Here is a 19836-nt window from a genome sequence, read left to right on the forward strand (position 1 = left end):
AATTCACGCACTCTCCGCGCTCGAATGTGTTCATACGGTAGTCATGAGGCCGGGAGGAACACATTGATCTTCAGTCGCCGCCGCCGGAAGTCTGTCCCCAGCACCGGCACCTGCCCCTACGCGCCCGGGGACCCCGTGCCCGCTGCCCCCGCCCACGAAGGCCGCGGTCCGTTGTCGTCCCTCGTGGACCGGCGCGAGGCGGAACGGTTCATCCGCCAGTTCCACGCCGAGCAGCCGGGAGCGGGCGACGGGGCGCGGAGCCGGATACGTGAGGTGCTGGCCGAGGTCGACCGCACCGGCACCTACACCCACTCCCCGGCCGAACTCGCCTTCGGCGCACGCGTGGCCTGGCGCAACGCTGCCCGCTGCATCGGCAGGCTCTACTGGCGCAGCCTCGTGGTGCGCGACCTGCGGCACCTCACCTCCGCCGACGACATCGCCGCAGCCTCCTTCGAGCACCTGAGGCTCGCCGGCAACGGCGGCAGGATCCGTCCCGTGATCACCGTCTTCGCCCCCGACCGGCCGGACCGCCCCGGCCCCCGGATCGTCAACGACCAGCTGGTGCGCTACGCCGGACACCGCACGCCGACGGGGGCGTGGCACGGCGACCCGCGCAGCGCACCGCTGACCGCGCAGGCTCGTGACCTGGGCTGGAAGCGGGACGAAGAGCCCTTCCAGGTACTGCCGTTGATGGTGCGGGAGCACCCTGACGCCCGGCCCGAGTGGTACGAGCTGCCGGAAGACGCCGTCCGCGAGGTGCCGCTGAGCCACCCCGGCCATCCGTGGTTCGCCGAGCTCGGCCTGCGCTGGTACGCCGTGCCCGCGATCAGCGACATGACGCTGGAGGTCGGCGGCGTACGGTATCCGGCGGCGCCGTTCAACGGCTGGTACATGGGCACGGAGATAGGCGCCCGGAACCTCGCCGATGCCGAGCGCTACGACCTGCTCCCGGTGGTGGCGGACCGGCTCGGCCTCGACCGGTCGAGCGAACGCACCCTGTGGCGCGACCGGGCGCTCGTCGAGCTCAACGTGGCCGTGCTGCACTCCTTCCAGGAGTCCGGGGTGACGATGGCCGACCACCACACGGAGTCCCAGCGGTTCCTGCGGCACATCGCTCAGGAGAGCCGCCACGGGAGGGAGACGCCGGCCGACTGGAGCTGGATCGTGCCCCCTGTCTCCGGCTCCGCCACCCCGGTCTTCCACCGGTACTACGACCCGGTGGACCCGGCGCTGCGGCCGGCCTTCCTGGCCCGCACGTGACCGGCGGGGGGCGTCAGCCGTTCGCCCCGGGGATCCAGTGGTTGTGCACCGGCATGATCCGGGGCGGGCTGTCCGCCCCGGGCCAGCCCAGGCCGCTCGCGAGCGGCATCATGCGCTCGACGAACGCGTTCATGTGCGCCTCGGAGTCCCAGAGGTCGAAGACCTCCAGACCGTCGTCCGTGGGGACGCAGGCGTGGGAGAGGCAGCCCTCGAAGACCTCGGGCGTCTGCTGGAGCCTGGCGTTGAGCTGGTCGTACTGGTCCGTGGTGACACCCGGAAGGACGGCATGGACGAAGATCGCCATGGTGAATCACTCCTCCTGAGAGAGGGCGGCGGCACCTCCCGCGCCGCCCCGGGCGCCGTCCGCTTCCACTCACCAGCACAGCACGGCCCGCCGCGGACGGCATGCCGGAGGCCGTCGGCGGCCCCGAGGCGCGGGCGGCGGGCGGTCAGCGGCCGCGCGCGGCCGGTGTCTGGTCGGCGAGGACGGCCGTCGCGCGGTCGATGAGGTCGCACAGGGCGCCGTGTTCGGCGGGGGTGAACGCGTCGGTGAGTGCGCGTTCGAGGACGATGACCTCCTCGTAGGCGCGGTCCAGTACCGCGCGTCCATCATCGGTCGGTGTGGCGATCTGGACCTTGGCGTGCGCGGGGGACGCGTCGCGGCGGATGAGGCCCTTGTTCTCCATGGTGGTCAGCACGCTGGCCATGCTCTGCTGCGTCACCCCGCAGGCCCGGGCCGCCTGGGCGCCGGAGAGGCCGCCCTCGCGGGAGAGGGTCAGCAGCACGGTGTACTGCGTCATGGTCAGCCCGTGGCCGCGCAGTACGGCCTCGTGATGCGCCATCAACGCCTGTTCGGCACGTCTGATGCGGGTGCAGAGGTACTCCTCGACCGGGATCTCCGCCATGCTCTCACTCCCAACACAGGAACCTGTGTTGATTCAGGTACCTGTTACGCCTAGCGTTCCTCATGACACGACACAGGATACTGAGTCAGCTCAGGAGGCTGCATCATGCGGGCGATCATTCTCGACAGCGACGACCACTACCGGATCACCGAACGGGACGAACCCGCCCCCGGCCCCGGCGAGGTGGCGGTCCGCGTGGCCTACGCGGGCATCCAGTGGGGTGACACGATGGTCAGGGACGGCCACTTCCCCGTGCCGCGCCCCTTCGTCCCCGGCTTCGAGGCCTCCGGCCACATCGTCGCCGTCGGCGCGGGCGTCGACGGCGACCGGGTCGGGGAAGCCGTCACCGCCCTCGCCACGGGCGGCGCCTGGGCCGAGGTGGCCGTCGTGCCCGCGGCACTCGCCCTGCCGATCGGCGACCTGCCGCTGCGTACGGCGGCCGGATTCGGCTGGGGCACCCCGACCGCCTACGACCTCGTCCACACCGCCGCACGCCTGCGGCAGGGCGACAGCGTGCTCGTCCACGCCGCCGCCGGCGGAGTCGGCGGTCTCGCCGCCCAGTTCGCGAGACTCGCCGGAGCGGGACGGGTCGTCGGCGTGGCAGGCGGCGCACGCAGGGCGGAGTACGCGGCCGCAGGCGCCTTCGACCGGATCGTCCACCGCGAGGCGTTCCCGGCCGCGCTCGGCGACGAGCGCTTCGACGTGGTCCTCGACTCCGTCGGCGGCAGGACCCGGCAGGAAGGGCTCCGGCTGCTCGCGCCGCACGGCCGCCTGGTGGCGTACGGCGGCCTCGACGCCCGGGAACCCGTCCCCGTCGACGCCGGCGACCTGCTCATGACGGGGAGGTCACTCGTGACGTACAACAGCGACCTGCTGAGCCGAACCCACCCCGACCGTCTCGGCGACTCCGCCCGGCGGGCACTCGACCTGCTGACCCGGGGGCGGATCCGGATCGACATCACCGCCGAGTACGACCCGGCCGAACTCGACGTCGCGGTGCGGAGGCTGAGCGACGGCACCACCCTCGGAAAGAGCGTCCTGCGCGTCGCCGGGCGCCTCTGAACCGGTGCCTCAGCGGCGCCCCAGGACCTCGGCCACCCGGCTGTAGCCGTCCGTGCCGTGGCCGAGGGCCACCGTCCGGCGGGCCAGGCCCTCCACGGCGCGCATCACGTTCGCCTCGATGCCATGGGCCTCGGATGCGTGTACGACATGCGCCATCGTGGAGATCCCCGAGGTGATCGGGTTGCCCTCGCCCGAGTAGCCGCCGCTCTCCACGTCCTCGGCCCACTCCTGGAACAGCGGAGGCAGGATCGCCCCGATGCCCTGGGCGAACGGCGCCAGCTCGGTCGGGGAGATCCCCTCGGCCCGGGCCACCGCCAGGGCGTGGACGTAACCCGCCATCGAGGTCCAGAAGATGTCGAGCAGCGCGATGTCGTACGCCGCCGCCCTGCTCACGTCCTCCCCGAGGTGGGTGTGGCTGCCGCCCAGGGCGTCGAGCACCGGCCGGTGCTCACGGTAGAGCGACTCGGGACCGCTGTGGAGGAACACCCCGGCGGGCGTCCCGATGCTGGGGGTCGGCGTCATGATGGCGCCGTCGAGATAGCCGATGCCGTGCTCGTCGGCCCAGCGCCCGGTGTCCCTGGCCCGGTCCGGGATGTCGGCGCTGAGGTTCACGACGGTCCGCCCCTTGAGCGCGGCCGTCACGGCCTCCCGCCGCAGTACGGAGTCGGTCGCGTCGTAGTTGACCAGGCACACCACGGTCAGCGGGCTCGCCGAGACCGCCTCCTCGGCGGTCGCCGCCCCCACGGCCCCCGCCGCGACCAGCTCCCGGTCCCGGCCGGGCGTCCGGTTCCACACGGTGGTCGGTACGCCGGCCGCCAGGAAGGCGGCGGCCAGCGCCCGTCCCATCGGTCCGAGACCGATGACGGTGACGGCGGTTGCACGGGAAGAAGACATGGGTGAACTCCCTTGTAGACATGGAGAAGGATGAACTGAGGGAAAAGCCGGAGGAAGGAAGGACGCGGATGTCACGCGCCCGGGCCCAGGACACGAACGTGTGCGGAGTGAGCGCCGCGATCGTCGTCATCGAGGGCAAGTGGAAGACCCACCTGTTGTGGCTGCTCGAGACCGGCCCGCACCGCCCCGGCGCACTGCGCCGGATGCTTCCCGAGATCAGCGAGAAGGTGCTGACCCAGGCCTTGCGCGAGATGGAGGAGGACGGTCTGGTGCACCGTGAGGTGTATGACGTCCTGCCGCCGAAGACCGTCTACTCGCTGACCGCCTTCGGGCGCGAACTCTCCGAGGCGCTGGGCCCGTTGTCCGACTGGGGCCATCGTCGCCTGGACAGGCTCACGGCCATACCCGTCGTACCCGCCGCGTCCTGAGACCCTGTCGTTCTCCCTTCCTCCGGGCCGCTCCCAGCTTCGCCCAGGGGGCCCGCCCCCGACCAGTACGCACAAAAAAGTGGGTATGAGGGGGGACGCGAGAAGGGGGCCTCCCCGAAGGTAAGGCCCCCTTTAAGGGTGACGCGTCAGCCGCGCCGCTCCCCGAACGCGTCCAGGATCCGCTCGGCGGCCAGCGTCGCCGTCAGCTCTCCGGCGCGCACCCGCTGTTCCAGGGCGGGCGCCAGGCCCTGGACCGCCGGGTCCGAGTGGAGACGGCGCAGGAGCTCGTCCTGGACCATGGTCCAGGTCCAGTCGACCTGCTGGTCGTGGCGCTTGGCCGTGAGCCGGCCGGTCGAGTCCAGCAGGACGCGGTGCTGTTCGAGCCGCCCCCAGACCTCGTCGAGGCCCGCCGACTCCCGGGCGCTGCAACTGAGCACCGGCGGCGTCCAGAAGGAGTCCGCGCCGTGCATCAGCCGCAGCGCGCCCGCGAGTTCACGGGCCGCGGCGCGCGCGTCCCGCTCGTGGGGGCCGTCCGCCTTGTTGACGGTCACCACGTCGGCGAGTTCCAGGACGCCCTTCTTGATGCCCTGGAGCTGGTCGCCCGTGCGGGCCAGGGTGAGCAGCAGGAAGGAGTCGACCATGTTGGCGACGGCGGTCTCGGACTGGCCGACGCCCACCGTCTCCACGAGCACCACGTCGTAGCCCGCGGCCTCCATCACGACCATCGACTCCCGGGTCGCCTTGGCGACCCCGCCGAGGGTGCCGGCGCTGGGGGAGGGGCGGACGAAGGCCGCCGGGTCGACCGCCAGCCGCTCCATCCGCGTCTTGTCGCCGAGGATGGAGCCGCCGGTACGGGTCGACGACGGGTCGACGGCGAGGACCGCGACCCGGTGGCCGAGCCCGGTCAGCATCGTGCCGAACGCGTCGATGAACGTCGACTTGCCGACACCGGGCACTCCGCTGATCCCGATGCGCACGGCGTTCCCGCTGTGCGGAAGGAGTTCGGTCAGGAGCTCCTGGGCGAGTGCCCGGTGCTGCGGGCGGGTCGACTCGACGAGGGTGATCGCGCGGGCGACCAGCGCCCGCTTCCCCTCCCGTACACCCCGGACGTACGTGTCGAGATCGATCACCGCTCGTGTCCGAGGTCGGCCGACAGACGCGTCACCAGGTCGTGGGCCGCGTCGGGGATCACGGTGCCCGGCGGGAACACGGCGGCCGCGCCCATCTCCAGGAGCGTCGCCACGTCCTGCGGAGGAATCACCCCGCCGACCACGATCATGATGTCCTCGCGGCCCTCGGCCGCCAGTTCCTCCCGCAGCGCCGGTACGAGCGTGAGGTGTCCGGCGGCGAGGGAGGAGACCCCGACGATGTGCACGTCCGCCTCGACGGCCTGACGGGACACCTCGGCCGGGGTCTGGAACAGCGGGCCGACGTCCACGTCGAAGCCCAGGTCGGCGAAGGCGGTGGCGATGACCTTCTGGCCGCGGTCGTGGCCGTCCTGGCCCATCTTGGCGACCAGGATGCGCGGCCGACGGCCCTCGGCCTCGCCGAAGGCGTCCACCAGGGCCCGGGTGCGGTCCACGGAAGGGGACGCGCCGGCTTCGTTGCGGTACACACCGGAGATCGTACGGATCTGGCCGGCGTGCCGTCCGTAGACCTTCTCCAGGGCGTCGGAGATCTCGCCGACGGTCGCCATCGCGCGGGCCGCGTCCACCGCCAGTTCGAGGAGGTTGCCCTCGCCGCCCGCGGCCCGGGTGAGCGCGCCGAGCGCGTCCTGGCAGGCCCGCTCGTCGCGCTCCTCGCGCAGCCGCTTCAGCTTGGCGATCTGCTGGGCGCGCACGGAGGAGTTGTCGACCGCTCGGACGTCGATCTGCTCGTCGGTCGCGACCCGGTACTTGTTGACGCCGATCACCGGCTGCCGTCCGGAGTCGATCCGGGCCTGGGTCCGGGCCGCGGCCTCCTCCACGCGCAGCTTGGGGATGCCCGCGTCGATGGCCTTCGCCATGCCGCCCGCCTGCTCGACCTCCTGGATGTGCTTCCAGGCGCGCCGCGCGAGGTCGTGGGTGAGCTTCTCGACGTACGCGCTGCCGCCCCACGGGTCGATGGTGCGGCAGGTGCCCGACTCCTGCTGGAGGAGCAGCTGGGTGTTGCGGGCGATGCGGGCGGAGAAGTCGGTCGGCAGGGCGAGAGCCTCGTCGAGGGCGTTGGTGTGCAGCGACTGGGTGTGGCCCTGGGTGGCGGCCATCGCCTCGACGCAGGTGCGCGTGACGTTGTTGAACACGTCCTGCGCGGTGAGCGACCAGCCCGAGGTCTGCGAATGCGTGCGCAGGGAGAGGGACTTGGCGTTCTGCGGGTCGAACTGCTTGACCAGCTTGGCCCACAGGAGCCGCGCCGCGCGCAGCTTCGCGATCTCCATGAAGAAGTTCATGCCGATCGCCCAGAAGAAGGACAGGCGTGGGGCGAACGCGTCCACGTCGAGCCCGGCCTCGCGGCCCGCGCGGATGTACTCCACACCGTCGGCGAGGGTGTACGCCAGCTCCAGGTCGGCCGTCGCGCCCGCCTCCTGGATGTGATAACCGGAGATGGAGATGGAGTTGTAGCGCGGCATCCGCTGCGAGGTGTAGGCGAAGATGTCGGAGATGATCCTCATCGACGGCCCGGGCGGATAGATGTAGGTGTTGCGGACCATGAACTCCTTGAGGATGTCGTTCTGGATGGTCCCGGCCAGCTTCTCGGGCGGTACGCCCTGCTCCTCGGCGGCCACGATGTACAGCGCGAGGACCGGCAGCACGGCGCCGTTCATCGTCATCGACACCGTCATCTTGTCCAGCGGGATGCCGTCGAACAGCTGCCGCATGTCGTAGATCGAGTCGATGGCCACGCCGGCCATGCCGACGTCACCGGTGACACGCGGGTGGTCGCTGTCGTAGCCGCGGTGGGTCGGAAGGTCGAAGGCGACCGACAGGCCCTTCTGGCCGGCCGCGAGGTTGCGCCGGTAGAAGGCGTTCGACTCCTCGGCCGTGGAGAAACCCGCGTACTGCCTGATCGTCCAGGGCTGGTTGACGTACATCGTCGGGTACGGGCCGCGCAGGTACGGGGCCATGCCCGGGCGGGTGTCCAGGAAGTCCAGGCCCTCCAGGTCCTGCCCGGTGTACAGCGGCTTGACGCCGATGCCCTCCGGGGTCTCCCAGAGCAGGTCGTCGCCGCCGGTGGCCTTCTTGACGGCCGCGCGCCACGCGTCGGGACCGCCGTCGGCGGTCGGCGCCCCGAGCTCGATCCCGGAGAAGTCGGGGATGGACATCAGGACACTCCCATGCGGTCGAGGGCGGTGGAGAGCAGGGCGACGGCGTCACAGCCCGCGAAGAGGTACGAGTCGACGCCGGGGTGGTCCCCGGGGCGGCCGGCGAGGAGGACGTGCTCGGCTCCCGCCGCGCGCAGCTCCGCGGCCACGGTCCCGGCCCGCTCCGCGTACAGCGTGTCGCTGGAGCAGAGGCAGACCTCGCGGGCACCGCTCTCCTCGAACGTGCCCTCGGTGACCGGCTCGATGCCGCCCGCCTGGAAGAGGTTCGCGGCGAAGGAGACGCGGGCCGAGTGCGCGGCCGCCGGGCCGAACGCGGCGAGATAGACCCGGGGCCGGGCCCCGGTCGCCGCCAGGTGCGCGTCGGAGCGGGCGCGCAGTGCCTCGTACGCCTCGTCGCGGCGGACCCGGGGCAGGCCGCCGGTCGGCTGCTCGGGCGCGGGCGCCCGGTCGACGGGCTTCTCCGTGAGGTGGGGGAACTCGCTGACACCGGTGATGGGTTCGCGGCGGGTGGCGAGCTTCCTGCTGCGCGCGGACCAGGTCTCGGCGAGGCGCTCGCCGACCGTCCCCGACCGCAGCGCGGCCTCCTGGCCGCCCGCCCGTTCGATGAGCTGGAAGAACTCCCACGCGGCGTGGGCGAGTTCGTCGGTGAGCCGCTCCACGTACCAGGAGCCGCCCGCCGGGTCGATGACCCGGGAGAGGTGCGACTCCTCGATGAGGACGGTGGAGGTGTTGCGGGCGATCCGGCGTGCGAACGCGTCCGGCAGGCCGAGGGCGTCGTCGAAGGGGAGCACGGTGACGCTGTCGGCGCCGCCCACTCCGGCGGCGAGCGTGGCCACCGTGGTGCGCAGCATGTTCACCCACGGGTCGCGGCGCGTCATCATCACCGTCGAGGTCACGGCGTGCTGGCGCTGCGCGCCCGCGTCGGGGGCGCCGCAGACCTCGGCCACGCGGGCCCAGAGGCGGCGCGCCGCGCGGAGCTTGGCGATGGTCAGGAACTGGTCGGCGGTCGCCGCGTACCGGAACTCCAGCTGGGCGCACGCCTCGGCGACGCTCAGCCCGGCCGCGGTGAGACCCCGCAGATAGGCGACGCCGGTGGCGAGGGAGCAGCCGAGTTCCTGCGCGGCCGAGCCGCCGGCCTCGTGGTACGGCAGGGCGTCCACGGTCAGGGCCCGCAGGCCCGGGTACCGGTCGGCGCAGCGGCGCGCGAGTCCGGCCACGGACGCGAGGTCGTACGCCGGGCGGCCGGTGCGGGCCTCGTGGCCGAGAGGATCCGCGCCCAGGTTCCCGCGGGCCGCGTCGTCGGCGACGCCCCGCTCCTCGTACAGCCCGAGCAGGAGCCCGGCGGCAGCCGCGGTCTCGTCGCCCGCGTCGAGGGCGACCGGTGCCAGGTCGAGGTACACCCCGTCGAGGACCGTGGCGAGCGAGGCGACCGGGATGCCGGTGCCGCCGACGCCCAGCCAGAGGGAGGTGACGCCGTTCTCCAGGTCGGCGAGGACCGCGTCGTTGTCGGCGGTGAGGTGCCGCTGGCGTACGTCCCAGCCGGCCAGGGTGTTGCCCTCGGCGCGGCCGCCGCGCACGAAGGGCGCGAAACCGGGGAGCCCGGTGCCGGGCGCGGTCTCGCGCGCCGTGGCCGCCGTGTATAGCGGACGGACGTCGAGGCCGTCCTCCAGGAGGGTGGAAAGGGCGTCCTCGGCGGCGTCGCCGGACAGCTCTTTGCCGGACTTGCGCAGGACACCTGCCACAAGGTGTTGCCACTGTTCGTGTGGCGCTTCGGGGAATTCGGACGCCAGGGTGAGCCCGTCGTCAGGCAGGACCGTCATGCTCGGATGCTAGGGGAGATCGTCAAAGCAGCAGGAGGGCGTACGACTGTGACCTTCTTCTCGTTGTCAGTGGCGGCTGCGACGCTGTGTCGTATGGACAGGGACGAGGAGCTGCTGAGAGGCCGGGTCTACGGCCAGGACCACGACGATCCCCGGCCGGGCCCGAGGCCCGGCCGTGTCTATGCCGAACTGGTCGGCGGTCCGCTCGACGGACTGCTGCTCGACGTCACCGACCGGACGCCGGAGCAGCGGGCGGCCGGCGCGGCGCTGGAGACGGAGCTGGGGCGGTACGGCGCCGGGGGCAGGTCGCTGTACGACCCGCGCCCCGGGGACCCGGGCCGTCTCGACTGGTCGGGCGACACGCCGTGACGCGCGTGCCGCCGGACCTTCGGCGGGTTCCCGGGGTCGTCGAGGGTGCCCGGGTCTTCGAGTGTTCCGCGGGGCCGGCACCGGCCTCCCGCGGGCGTCAGCGCATGACGGAGGAGAAGTTGTCCAACTGGATCCAGGTCACCTTGTTGGTGGTCTGGGGACCGTAGACGTTGACGGCGCCGGCCGTGTTGGCCTCGATGCGGACCGCGTTGATGCCCGCGCTGTTGTTGCGGGGGCAGACGCCGCGGGTCAGCTTGGGCGGGCGGATGGTGGCGGGCAGCGTGCCGAGCCGGCCGTCGGCGGTGAACGCGCAGGTGACCGTCCCGCGCAGCTGGAGGAACTCCGTCCCCGCGAGGCGGATCACGCGGGCCTCGGCCGGAGCGCCGGGCTCGTTGGCCACCGCGGGGTCGACCGTGATCGCGGTCCAGTCGACGACGACCTGGCAGCCGTCCACGGGGTCGGCGGCGGCCGGTGCGGCCGTGAGCAGCGGCCCCGCGACGGCGACGGCGGGGGCGGCGAGCGCCGCGGTGAGCAGGGAGCGGCGGCTGGTGGCGTGCTGGGTCATGCTCGATCCTCCGGATCGGGTGGGGTGTGCGGGCGGGGTGGCGGGGCCGCTGACGGGGCTGTCGGCGGGAGCGTCCGCGGGGTTGCTCATCGCCAGGCGACGGAGACGCCGTCGAAGTCGATCCAGGTGATGGCGTTGTCGCTGGTGGCGCCGTAGACGCGGAGGGCGCCGGTGACGTCCGTCTCGATCCGGCAGACACAGCGGCCGGCGCTGTTGTTGCGGGGCACGTTCTGGCGCGTCAGGCGGGTCGTGCGCAGCCGGTGCGGCAGGGTCCCGATCCGGCCGTCCGCGGTCAGCCCGGGGGAGCAGGTGACGGTGCCGCGCAACTGGAGGTAGGTGGTGCCGGCGAGGGCGATCAGCCGTCCGCGCGGGCGCTCGGTGCCGGGGGAGACACCGGCTTCGAGCGTGAGGTCCTCCCAGTCGGCGAGCACCTTGATCCCGTCCACCGCGGGCTTCGTGGGGTACCAGCCGATGGTGACGTCACGGGAACCGGTGGTGCCGGGGACGGTGTTGCTGAAGCCGAAGAGCAGCCGGGTCTCGCCGGTGACCGGGTCGACCTCGGCGGCGACGCCCTCGGGCTCGCGCCGGGTCAGGCCGTCGGCGTTGGTGACCACCTGCCGGTCGATGCGCTCGCCGGTCGCCCACGCGTACGAGGTGAGGAAGGCGATGCCGGGGAAGGAGTCGGGTATCTCGGGGAAGTTCTTCTTGTCGTACGGCGCCCACTGGTACGCGTAGAGGACGTCTCCCAGTGCCGTGAACCCCTGGGAGACCAGGGTCTTCTGCAGGGGGTAGGGGGTCGGCACGTCGGGGGTGACGTCCTCGCCGGCCGGCATGACGAAGGTGGTGCCCACCGGGACCCATGAGCCGGCGGCGGCCGCCGCGGGGTCGTAGCGGGTGAAGTGCCGCTTTCCGTCCTTGTGGTACATCACGCACAAGTGGTTGTTCAACGGGTCCAGCGACGGGCCGGTGCTCGACGTGCTGCCGGGCGGGGTGAACTTCTGGCTCTGCGGTACCAGGGCCCCGTCGAGGACCGCGCCGTCGACGAAGCGGAACCGGGTGACGGCCTTGCCGAAGGCGGCGTCGTCGGCGGAGATCTGCAGCGGGCCGACCTCGGTCCAGAGGTAGGTGTCGGCGCCCACCGGCTCGGCGCCCAGGGAGAGCCCGTGGCCGAAGCCCTTCAACTGCATCGAGCCGGTGACCGCGCCGGTCCCGCGGTCGATCCGGTTGAGGTACAGGTTGCCCTGCGCGGCCGTGGCCGCGCTCTCCACCTGGAGGACGAAGACGTGCCCGTTGAGGGTGTCGGTGGCGATCGCCTGCGGCGCGGGGCCCTTCACCAGGTCGACCGTCTGAATGAGTCTGCCGGTGACACCGGACAGGTCGACGCCGTTGGCGTCCGTTGTTCCCATGGTCTCTCCCCCTGGGGCGTGCGTGGATCCGGAATGCGAAAGGGAGATCATCACATGGGGTGTCAGCCGCCCCGCGGCGTGGCGGATTTCGCCGTTCCGTAGCGCGTTCGGCATGGTTAGCTTAGGCTTACCTAAGTAACGGTCCCGAGCGGCAGTCTCTGGGCTGTCTCCGTCACCTGTCCCGGGAGAACTCGGATGCGTCCCTTCACCACCCGCGCCACGCGGCCCACCCCCGCCGAGCGCGTGCGCTCCATCCTCGCCGCCGCGCACTCGATGACGGTGGTGTCCGACGGACACCGCCAGGAGGTGCACCTCCTGGACGGGACCGGCCCCATGGGCCACATCCACCTCCACGACCCGTCCGAGGAGAGCCACGCCGGGCAGCCCGCGCGGATCCCCGTGCGCCTGGAGTTCACCGACATCGCCCCCACGCCCGTACGCGAACGGCTCCGGGCGCGCGTCACCCTCACCGGGCTCCTCGCCGCCCCGTACGAGCCGGAGGCGACCGCGAGCCTCTGCATGGAGTTCGGCCAGGCCCTCCTGGAGGACGCCGACGGCCGGAGCTTCATCACCCTGGAGGAGCTCCACGCGACGGACATCGACCCGATGGCCTCCTGCGAGGCGTCCATGCTGACCCACCTCGTCGACGGGCACAGCGAACTCGTCCCCCTGCTGCTCCGCCTCGTCCGCCCGCGCCCCGCACGGGACATGGTCCGCGCCCTCCCCGTCGCGCTCGACCGATACGGCATCACCCTGCGGCTGGAGCACCCGGCCGGTCACCAGGACGTCCGGCTGCCCTTTCCCACCCCCGTCACCGACGTCGACCAGGCCGGCCCCCGGATGCACGCCCTGCTCGCCGCGGCCCGCCGCTCCTCCCACCCGAACAGCCTGCTGACCTGACCCGGGTGTGCAGGCGGACAGGCCCGATTCCGGCTGTCACACCCCGCCTGGCCTGCCCGAACGCCCTCCCGCGCCGGTCGAGATGCCGGAGGGGCGAGGCAGGCGAACAATGGACGGGTAGACCCGCGCACGGTCGGTGCGGGGGACCGCTCGGGGACTTCCCAAACGGACACGGCCTTGCCCATGAACGCAGGAAGCCCGGCCGCCACCCGGCCGACACCTCCCAAGGGTGCGCTGTACCGACTGGGTCACTGGTGCGCCCGTCACTTCATCGTCGTCATCGCGCTGTGGCTGGCTGCCATGGTGGGACTCCAGATCACCGACAGGGCGGTCGGAGGACAGTACTCCGACGACTTCGACCTCCCCGGGGTGCAGTCGACGGAGGGGCTCGACGCCCTCCAGGCGCACGACCCCGCCGCCGCCGGCTACACGTCGCAGATCGTCCTGAACCGGTCCTCCGGGCCGCTCACGGACGAGGCGTCCGTCATCAACTCGACCGTCGCCTCCCTGGAGAAGCTGCCCGACGTCATCGGCGCCCAGAACCCCCTGCCGCCGCCGGGCACCACCCCGCCCGCGCTGCCGGCCGGGGTCCCCAACACCGGCCCGCTCTCCACCGACGGCAAGACCGCCTACATCACCGTGCGTTTCAGCGTGCCGCCCTCCACCCTCGGCACCGACTACCTGCCCGGAGTCGACTCCGCCGTCCAGCCGCTCCGGGACGCCGGTGTCGACGTCGAGTACGGCGGCCCGCTCGGCGAACTCGCCCGGCCCGCGGCCGACGACCGCACCAGTGAGGCGATCGGCTTCGCCGTCGCGATCGTGGTCCTCCTCATCGGCTTCGGCAGCATCATCGGCGCAGTCCTGCCGCTGATCACCGCGCTCCTCGGGGCGATCTGCGGCCTCGCGCTCCTCGGCCTGATGGCGGCGGCCTTCACCTTTGGCACGGTCTCACCCACCCTGGCCACGATGATCGGCCTGGGCGTCGGCATCGACTACGCGCTCTTCCTCATCACCCGGCACCGCCAGAACCTCATGGACGGACACGATCCCGCCGACTCGGCGGCCCTCGCGACCACCACCAGCGGCCGCGCCGTCCTGGTCTCCGGCTGCACCGTCATCATCGCCCTGTCCGGTCTGTGGGTCTCCGGCGTCAGCTTCATCGGCAAACTGGGGCTGGCGGCCGCCTTCACGGTCGTCACCGCGGTCCTCGCCGCGCTCACCCTGGTCCCGGCCATGCTCGGACTCGTCGGCAAGCGCATCGACCGCTACCACGTCCGCAAGCCCGTCGCGGAGACCGACGCCGAACCCGGAGCGCCCGCCCACGGCACCTGGCACCGGTACGCGCAGCGGGTGGAGAGGCGCCCCTGGTGGTTCCTGACCGGCGGCGTCCTCGTGCTGCTCGTCCTGGCCTTCCCGCTGCTCTTCATCCAGCTCGGCCACATCGGCGACGGCGCCGACCCCAAGTCCTTCACGGACCGGCGGGCCTACGACCTCATCTCCACCGCCTTCGGGCCCGGCGCCAACGGCCCGCTGACCGTGGTCGTCGACCAGTCGGCCGTACCCTCGGCGGACCGCGCGGACCTCGCCGACAAGCTCAAGCAGTCGCTGACCGGGGTCCCCGACGCGGCCTACATCACCCCGCTCCAGGCCACCCCGGACGGGGACGTACTGGTCGGCACCGCCTACTCGGTGGCCTCCCCGCAGGACGAGAAGACCACCCAGCTGACCAACCACCTCGTCGACGACGTCCTGCCGCAGGCGGCGGCCGGCACCGACGCGAAGACGTACGTCACCGGCACGACCGCCTCCCAGGTGGACTTCCTCGACCTCGTCTCCAGCCGGCTGCCGCTGATCATCGCCGTGGTGGTGGGGCTGGCCTTCCTCGTCATCCTCACCGTCTTCCGCGGCCTCCTCGTCGCGGTGAAGGCCGCCGTCCTCAACGTGCTCTCCATCGCCGCCTCGTACGGCGTGGTCGTGGCCGTCTTCCAGTGGGGCTGGGGCGGGCCCGCGCTCGGTGTCTCGGGCAAGGTGCCCATCGAGAGCTACGTGCCGATGATGATGTTCGCCATCGTCTTCGGCCTGAGCATGGACTACGAGATCTTCCTGCTGTCCCGGGTCCGCGAGGCATGGCTGCGCACCGGCGATTCGAAGGCCAGTGTGGCCCATGCCCTTGAGATCACCGCCAGAGTGATCACATGTGCCGCGCTGATCATGGTGAGTGTCTTCGCGGCCTTCATCGTCTCGGACAACATCGTCGTCAAGATGCTCGGCCTCGGTCTCGCGGCGAGCGTCCTCATCGACGCCACCGTGGTGCGTCTGCTGCTCGTCCCCGCGGTGATGACCCTCCTCGGCAAGCACGCCTGGTGGACCCCGCGCTGGCTGGACCGGCTGCTCCCGCACCTGGACACCGAGGGCGAGGGCCAGCCGGAACCGGCCGTCGGCGCGGCCGAGGGCGGGCCCGGTTCAGCCGCGTGACAGTTCGCCGAGCAGCTTCCAGGTGCGGGCGCGGCCGTCCTCGCCGTTCAGCTCCGTCGCCGTGAACACCACCTCCGTCGCCCCCGCCTCGCGGTAGCGCCGTACCTCCGCGGCGACGGTCTCCTCGTCGCCGATCACGGCGATCTCGGCCGCCCGGTCGGCGCCGGACGCCTCGATGGCGCGCCGGTAGGACGGAATCCGCTCGTACAGCGCCAGCGCCTCCGCCGCCTTCTCCCGTACGTCCGCCACCTCGGCGCTCGCGGTGACGACCCCCGGGACGAGGGCCACGATCCGGGGCGCGGGGCGGCCGGCCGCCGCGGCGGCGGCGGTGACGGTGGGGACGATGTGCTCGGCGAGCGCGCGCGGCCCGGCGAGGAACGGCAGGATCCCGTCGGCCAGTTCACCGCTGACGCGCAGGGCCTGCGGCCCCATCGCGGCGACGAGGACGGGCACGGTCGGCCGGGCCCCCGGCACCGCAGCCGAGTACGGCGTCGTCGCGGTGAGCAGCTCGCCGTGGAAGTCGGCACTGCCCGTTTCGAGCAGCGGGCGGAGTGCCGTCAGGAACTCCCTGAGCAGACCGATGGGCCGCCGGTACGGGATGCCGAAACCGGTCTCGGTCAGGTGCCGGGTGCCCAGGGCGAGCCCGAGGTGGTAGCGGCCGCCGGTAGCCGCCTGGGCGGTCTGCGCCTGGCTGGAGACGAGCAGCGGATGACGGCCGAAGACGGGGATGGCGGAGGTCCCGACCTGGAGACCGGGCACCTCGCGCCCGACGATCGCGGCCAGGGAGGGCGAGTCGTACGCGAAGGTCTGGCCGAACCACGCCGAGTGCAGGCCCGCGTCGCGCGCCTCCCGCGCGAGCCCCACCGTGCTGTCGATCGTGCGCTGGACGGAGGTCGAACCGAGCGTTACTCCGAGAGTCATACCCACGCCAACCGGCCTGTCCGCGCGGAGGATTCCCGCCCCCGTGTGAAGAGTGTGTTGCAGGGCCGGGCGCGGCCGGGGGGAAGCGGCGCGGGGCGGACGAGGAGCGGCCGGGGCACCCCCGCGATGATGGGGCCATGACGACTCTCGCCGAGGTGGACGCGCTCGCCGGCCGCGCGCACGCCGGACAGACCGACAAGACCGGTGTCCCGTACGTCGAGCACGTCCGGGCGGTCGCCGCCGGACTGGAACCCCTCGGCCCCCACCTGGCCATGGCCGGATTGCTCCACGATGTCATCGAGGACACCGACTGGACGGCGGAACGGCTCCGCGCCGCCGGGATCCCGGACCGCGTCGTCGCCCTCGTCGAGGCCGTGACCAACACGCCCGGCACGGCGTACGAGGAGAAGATCCGGCGGATCACCGAGGACCCCGATGCCACCCTCGTGAAGATCGCCGACAACGCCCACAACAGCCGCTCGGACCGGGCAGCCGCCCTGCCGCCCGCGCAGCGGGAACGGCTCGCCGCCAAGTACCGCGCCGCCCGGGAGACCCTGTGGGCGGCGGCCGACCCCGAGCACATCGCGACGGTCCTGCGCATCGTCAACCCCGAACTGCTGGCCGAACTCGCCTCCCGCTGTGACGCGGGTCACGGGAACCCGCTCCGGGGGCCGGACAGACGAGAGACGTGAACAACGACATGCGCGCCCGCGTCCGGGACGGAGACCCCTCGGCGTTCGCCGAACTCTTCGACTCCTACGCCCGGAGCGTCTACAACCACGCCTTCCGGCTGACCGGCGACTGGTCGGTCGCCGAGGACGTGATGGCGGCGACCTTCCTGGAAGCCTGGCGGCTCCGGCGGAAGGTGGACCCGGACGGGGGATCGCTCCGGCCCTGGCTGCTCGGCGTCGCCACCAACGTCTCCCGCAACCACTGCCGCGGCAACCGCCGCTACCGGGCGGCCGCCGACGCGTACGCCGCCGCCGGACAGGCCGAGGCCTCGGTGCCCGACCACGCCTCCGAGGTCGCGGGCCGGATCGACGACCGCCGCCGTATCGCCGCCACCCTGCGGGCGCTCGGCGCCCTCCGCCGCACCGAACGCGAAGTCCTCGTCCTCTGCCTCTGGGAAGGCCTCGCCTACACCGAGGTCGCCCGCGCGCTGCGCGTCCCCGTCGGCACCGTCCGCTCCCGGCTCTCCCGGGCCCGCGCCAAGCTCCGTACCGGCGCCGAGAGGGAACTCGCCGGAGAGAGAGGCGAACACCCCCCGGAAAAACGGGAACCCGGCTCCCGCACCCGACAGACAACAGGTGATCGCGTGAACGCGGTCCGGCCCGCGCAGGAAGGAATCCGATGAACCCCGACCCCGACACGACCCGTACGGCGAACCGGCACGACACCGGAGGCCTCCCGGCGATCGAGGAGCACGACCTGCCTCAGGGCCGCCACCAGTTCCACAAGGAGCGCCTGATGAGCCAGATCCACGACGACCGCCGCACCGCCGCCCGACCCGCGCGCAACAACCCCTTCCTGCGCAAGGCGATCCTGCTGTCCGCCGCCACCGCACTCGCCGGAGCGCTGGCCGTCGGCGTCCTCGCCCTCACCCCGGGCGACAGCGACCGGCCCGTCGACCGTGCCACCGGCCCCGCCCTCACCACCTCCCTCGGCGTCGTCGACGCGAAGGGCGCGCCCCGGCTCCTCGACCGCATCTCGCTCGCCGCCGCCGGGGCCGAGGTCCCGAACGCCCGCGCCGGCCAGTACGTCTACATCGAGACGCGGTCCGCGAACACCTATGTGAAAACCGTCGGCGGCGAGAGCAGCCTCGTCAGCTACCCCCTGCACACCCGGCAGTCCTGGCGGTCGCCCGACGGCCTCAGGGGCTGGCTGATCGAGCCCGGCACCACCGCCCCCGAGGGCATCACCCTCGAAGGCCGCGACGAGAACGGCAACGTGCCGAAGCCGCACCTCGGCGCGCCCTCCCACGACTACCTCGCGACCCTCCCCACCGACCCCGACGCGCTGCTGAGGAAGATCTACAAGGAGACCGAGGGTCAGGGCAACGGCAAGGACCAGCAGGCCTTCACCACCATCGGGGACCTGCTCGGAGAGAGCTGGCCGTCCCCGAAGCTGACGGCGGCCCTCTACCGGGCCGCCGCGAAGATCCCCGGTGTCGTCATGGTGGACAGCGCCACCGACGCCGTCGGCCGCAAGGGCGTCGCCGTCGCACGGCTCGACGAGACCGGCGGCCAGCGCACCGAGTGGATCTTCGACAGCAGAACCCTCACCTTCCTCGGCGAGCGCACCGTCCAGGCGAGGGGCGACGGCGGCGAGGGCGGTCTGATCAAGCCCGGCACCGTCGTCTACACCCACGCGATCATGGTCCGGGCCCTCGTCGACGACATCAAGGTCGTGCCGTAGGGCTCAGGACATCTGCCCGGACGACCAACCGCCCAGCTCCGTCGGGCGGTTGGTGATGATCCCGTCCACCCCGAGCGTGTCCAGCGCCTTCCAGCGGGCCGGGCTGTCGACCGTCCACACGTTCACCGCGACCCCCGCCGCGTGCAGGTCGCGGACGAGGTCCGGCCGCGTGGTCAGGGCGGGGTCCGAGGGGTTGTACGAGGCGAGGTGCAGGTCCTCGGCGACGGCGACGGGGTCGGCGTCCAGAGTGTCCCTCAGCAGCCCCAACGGCAGTTCGGGGGCCAGCTCGTGGACGTACCTCAGATGCGAGACGTCGAAGCTCTGGACGAAGACCCGGTCACTCATGCCCTGTTCGCGGACCAGCTCGATGATCCGCTGCACCTGGGCGTAGGTGTGGCGGCCCTTCACCTCCAGGAGCAGCTTCCCGCCCCGCAGGCGCAGATCCGCCAACTGGGCCTGCAACGTCGGCACATGCGTGCCGGCGAAGGCCGGGGCGAACCAGGAGCCGGCGTCCAGGGCGTCCAGCTCGTCGGAGGTCAGCGAGCGGATCGGTCCCGTGCCGTCGGTCGTCCGGTCGACGGTCGTGTCGTGGAGGACGTACGGCACGCCGTCCTTGCTGGGCTGGACGTCGTTCTCGATCCAGACGGCCCCGCCGCGCCGGGCCACCTCGCCGGCGATCAGGGTGTTCTCCGGGGCGGCCGAGGAGGCTCCCCGGTGGGCGATCACGGTGACGGGCGCCCCTGGCGGTCGCATCCAGGGACTGCTCGGCGCCGTGCCGTCCTCCGGACGGGGGAGTGCTGCCGACGAGGGCGGGGCCGCCGCCAGTGAGGGCGGGGCCGCTGCGACGAGCACGGCCGCGACACCGGCGACCGTGGTGACCACGACGACCAGGCCTGCGGTCCCCCGGCGCCGGCGAGGCCGGGCGGCGGGCGGGTGAGGGTCTCTCATGTCCGCCCACCCTAGAGGTCGACGGGCCGATCGGGCCGGATGACGGAGCGGCGGCTCGCGTCGTGCCGCGGGGACGGCGGAGGCCGGGACATGAAGGAATTCCGGAGAATTCCCAGGGGGATGCTCACCGGAACCGGCGACAACCTTCACCCGGTCCTCACCGATCG

General features: G+C 72.4%; 19 protein-coding genes. 9 read left to right on the forward strand and 10 right to left on the reverse strand.

The window, feature by feature from the left end; all coding sequences use genetic code 11:
- The first annotated feature begins 135 nt into the window (after window positions 1-135).
- Window positions 136-1260 carry a nitric oxide synthase oxygenase gene (locus tag OG392_RS31725; RefSeq protein WP_329285132.1) on the forward strand — a complete coding sequence of 375 codons (1125 nt, stop codon included), beginning with the start codon at window positions 136-138 and terminating at the stop codon, window positions 1258-1260.
- A gap of 13 nt (window positions 1261-1273) precedes the next feature.
- On the opposite strand, the gene OG392_RS31730 is transcribed toward OG392_RS31725, so the two are convergent.
- Together OG392_RS31730 and OG392_RS31735 are read right to left on the reverse strand one after the other, a co-directional pair.
- On the reverse strand, window positions 1274-1564 hold the full coding sequence (locus OG392_RS31730) for a hypothetical protein (protein ID WP_329285133.1): 291 nt from the start codon (window positions 1562-1564) through the stop codon (window positions 1274-1276).
- Between the two features lie 145 nt (window positions 1565-1709).
- Window positions 1710-2165: a MarR family winged helix-turn-helix transcriptional regulator gene (locus OG392_RS31735; protein ID WP_329285135.1), complete on the reverse strand. Its 456-nt coding sequence runs from the start codon at window positions 2163-2165 to the stop codon at window positions 1710-1712.
- 105 nt (window positions 2166-2270) lie between these two features.
- Here OG392_RS31735 and OG392_RS31740 point away from each other — a divergent pair, with 105 nt between their 5' ends.
- The gene (locus tag OG392_RS31740) at window positions 2271-3227 is read left to right on the forward strand and encodes a quinone oxidoreductase family protein (protein ID WP_329285136.1); all 957 of its coding nucleotides are present in this window, start codon (window positions 2271-2273) and stop codon (window positions 3225-3227) included.
- Between the two features lie 9 nt (window positions 3228-3236).
- Here OG392_RS31740 and OG392_RS31745 read toward each other — a convergent pair whose 3' ends face one another.
- Window positions 3237-4121 carry an NAD(P)-dependent oxidoreductase gene (locus tag OG392_RS31745; RefSeq protein ID WP_329285139.1) on the reverse strand — a complete coding sequence of 295 codons (885 nt, stop codon included), beginning with the start codon at window positions 4119-4121 and terminating at the stop codon, window positions 3237-3239.
- Window positions 4122-4189: 68 nt separating this feature from the next.
- Between OG392_RS31745 and OG392_RS31750 the strand changes: the two genes are divergently transcribed.
- On the forward strand, window positions 4190-4549 hold the full coding sequence (locus tag OG392_RS31750) for a winged helix-turn-helix transcriptional regulator (RefSeq protein ID WP_329285141.1): 360 nt from the start codon (window positions 4190-4192) through the stop codon (window positions 4547-4549).
- Window positions 4550-4695: 146 nt separating this feature from the next.
- Here the strand turns inward: OG392_RS31750 and meaB are convergent, their stop codons facing one another.
- The 3 genes from meaB to OG392_RS31765 are packed head-to-tail and all read right to left on the reverse strand — an operon-like array spanning window position 4696 to window position 9670.
- Complete coding sequence (gene meaB / locus OG392_RS31755; protein ID WP_329285144.1) at window positions 4696-5679, reverse strand: methylmalonyl Co-A mutase-associated GTPase MeaB; 984 nt, start codon at window positions 5677-5679, stop codon at window positions 4696-4698.
- A complete protein-coding gene (gene scpA, locus OG392_RS31760) occupies window positions 5676-7850 on the reverse strand; it encodes a methylmalonyl-CoA mutase (protein ID WP_329285146.1) in 2175 nt (724 codons plus the stop codon). The genes meaB and scpA overlap by 4 nt, the downstream gene beginning before the upstream one ends.
- Window positions 7850-9670, reverse strand: coding sequence for a methylmalonyl-CoA mutase family protein (locus tag OG392_RS31765; RefSeq protein WP_329285147.1), 1821 nt, complete (start codon window positions 9668-9670; stop codon window positions 7850-7852). Before OG392_RS31765 ends, scpA begins: the two co-directional genes overlap by 1 nt.
- A gap of 93 nt (window positions 9671-9763) precedes the next feature.
- Between OG392_RS31765 and OG392_RS31770 the strand changes: the two genes are divergently transcribed.
- The gene (locus OG392_RS31770; RefSeq protein WP_329285149.1) at window positions 9764-10039 is read left to right on the forward strand and encodes a hypothetical protein; all 276 of its coding nucleotides are present in this window, start codon (window positions 9764-9766) and stop codon (window positions 10037-10039) included.
- Between the two features lie 97 nt (window positions 10040-10136).
- Here OG392_RS31770 and OG392_RS31775 read toward each other — a convergent pair whose 3' ends face one another.
- Together OG392_RS31775 and OG392_RS31780 are read right to left on the reverse strand one after the other, a co-directional pair.
- Window positions 10137-10604 carry a hypothetical protein gene (locus tag OG392_RS31775; protein WP_329285151.1) on the reverse strand — a complete coding sequence of 156 codons (468 nt, stop codon included), beginning with the start codon at window positions 10602-10604 and terminating at the stop codon, window positions 10137-10139.
- Window positions 10605-10690: 86 nt separating this feature from the next.
- Window positions 10691-12010, reverse strand: a complete 1320-nt coding sequence (locus tag OG392_RS31780; RefSeq protein WP_329285152.1) for a hypothetical protein — start codon at window positions 12008-12010, stop codon at window positions 10691-10693.
- 195 nt (window positions 12011-12205) lie between these two features.
- On the opposite strand from OG392_RS31780, the gene OG392_RS31785 reads away from it, so the two are divergent.
- Window positions 12206-12910: a DUF2470 domain-containing protein gene (locus OG392_RS31785; RefSeq protein WP_329285154.1), complete on the forward strand. Its 705-nt coding sequence runs from the start codon at window positions 12206-12208 to the stop codon at window positions 12908-12910.
- Window positions 12911-13093: 183 nt separating this feature from the next.
- A complete protein-coding gene (locus tag OG392_RS31790; RefSeq protein WP_329285156.1) occupies window positions 13094-15385 on the forward strand; it encodes an MMPL family transporter in 2292 nt (763 codons plus the stop codon).
- Here OG392_RS31790 and OG392_RS31795 read toward each other — a convergent pair.
- Window positions 15374-16306, reverse strand: coding sequence for an LLM class F420-dependent oxidoreductase (locus OG392_RS31795; protein ID WP_329285158.1), 933 nt, complete (start codon window positions 16304-16306; stop codon window positions 15374-15376). The two genes, OG392_RS31790 and OG392_RS31795, sit on opposite strands and share 12 nt — an antisense overlap.
- Window positions 16307-16443: 137 nt before the next feature.
- Between OG392_RS31795 and OG392_RS31800 the strand changes: the two genes are divergently transcribed.
- Genes OG392_RS31800 through OG392_RS31810 form a run of 3 tightly spaced genes read left to right on the forward strand, consistent with a single transcriptional unit; the run spans window position 16444 to window position 18721 of the window.
- Window positions 16444-16998, forward strand: a complete 555-nt coding sequence (locus tag OG392_RS31800; RefSeq protein WP_329285160.1) for an HD domain-containing protein — start codon at window positions 16444-16446, stop codon at window positions 16996-16998.
- The gene (locus OG392_RS31805; RefSeq protein ID WP_329285162.1) at window positions 16995-17660 is read left to right on the forward strand and encodes an RNA polymerase sigma factor; all 666 of its coding nucleotides are present in this window, start codon (window positions 16995-16997) and stop codon (window positions 17658-17660) included. Before OG392_RS31800 ends, OG392_RS31805 begins: the two co-directional genes overlap by 4 nt.
- The gene (locus OG392_RS31810) at window positions 17657-18721 is read left to right on the forward strand and encodes a CU044_5270 family protein (RefSeq protein WP_329285164.1); all 1065 of its coding nucleotides are present in this window, start codon (window positions 17657-17659) and stop codon (window positions 18719-18721) included. Before OG392_RS31805 ends, OG392_RS31810 begins: the two co-directional genes overlap by 4 nt.
- Window positions 18722-18724: 3 nt before the next feature.
- Here OG392_RS31810 and OG392_RS31815 read toward each other — a convergent pair whose 3' ends face one another.
- The gene (locus OG392_RS31815) at window positions 18725-19669 is read right to left on the reverse strand and encodes a glycerophosphodiester phosphodiesterase (protein WP_329285165.1); all 945 of its coding nucleotides are present in this window, start codon (window positions 19667-19669) and stop codon (window positions 18725-18727) included.
- Window positions 19670-19836: the final 167 nt, after the last annotated feature.

It is taken from the genome of Streptomyces sp. NBC_00691, from assembly GCF_036226665.1.
In the GTDB taxonomy this organism is placed as follows: Bacteria; Actinomycetota; Actinomycetes; order Streptomycetales; family Streptomycetaceae; genus Streptomyces.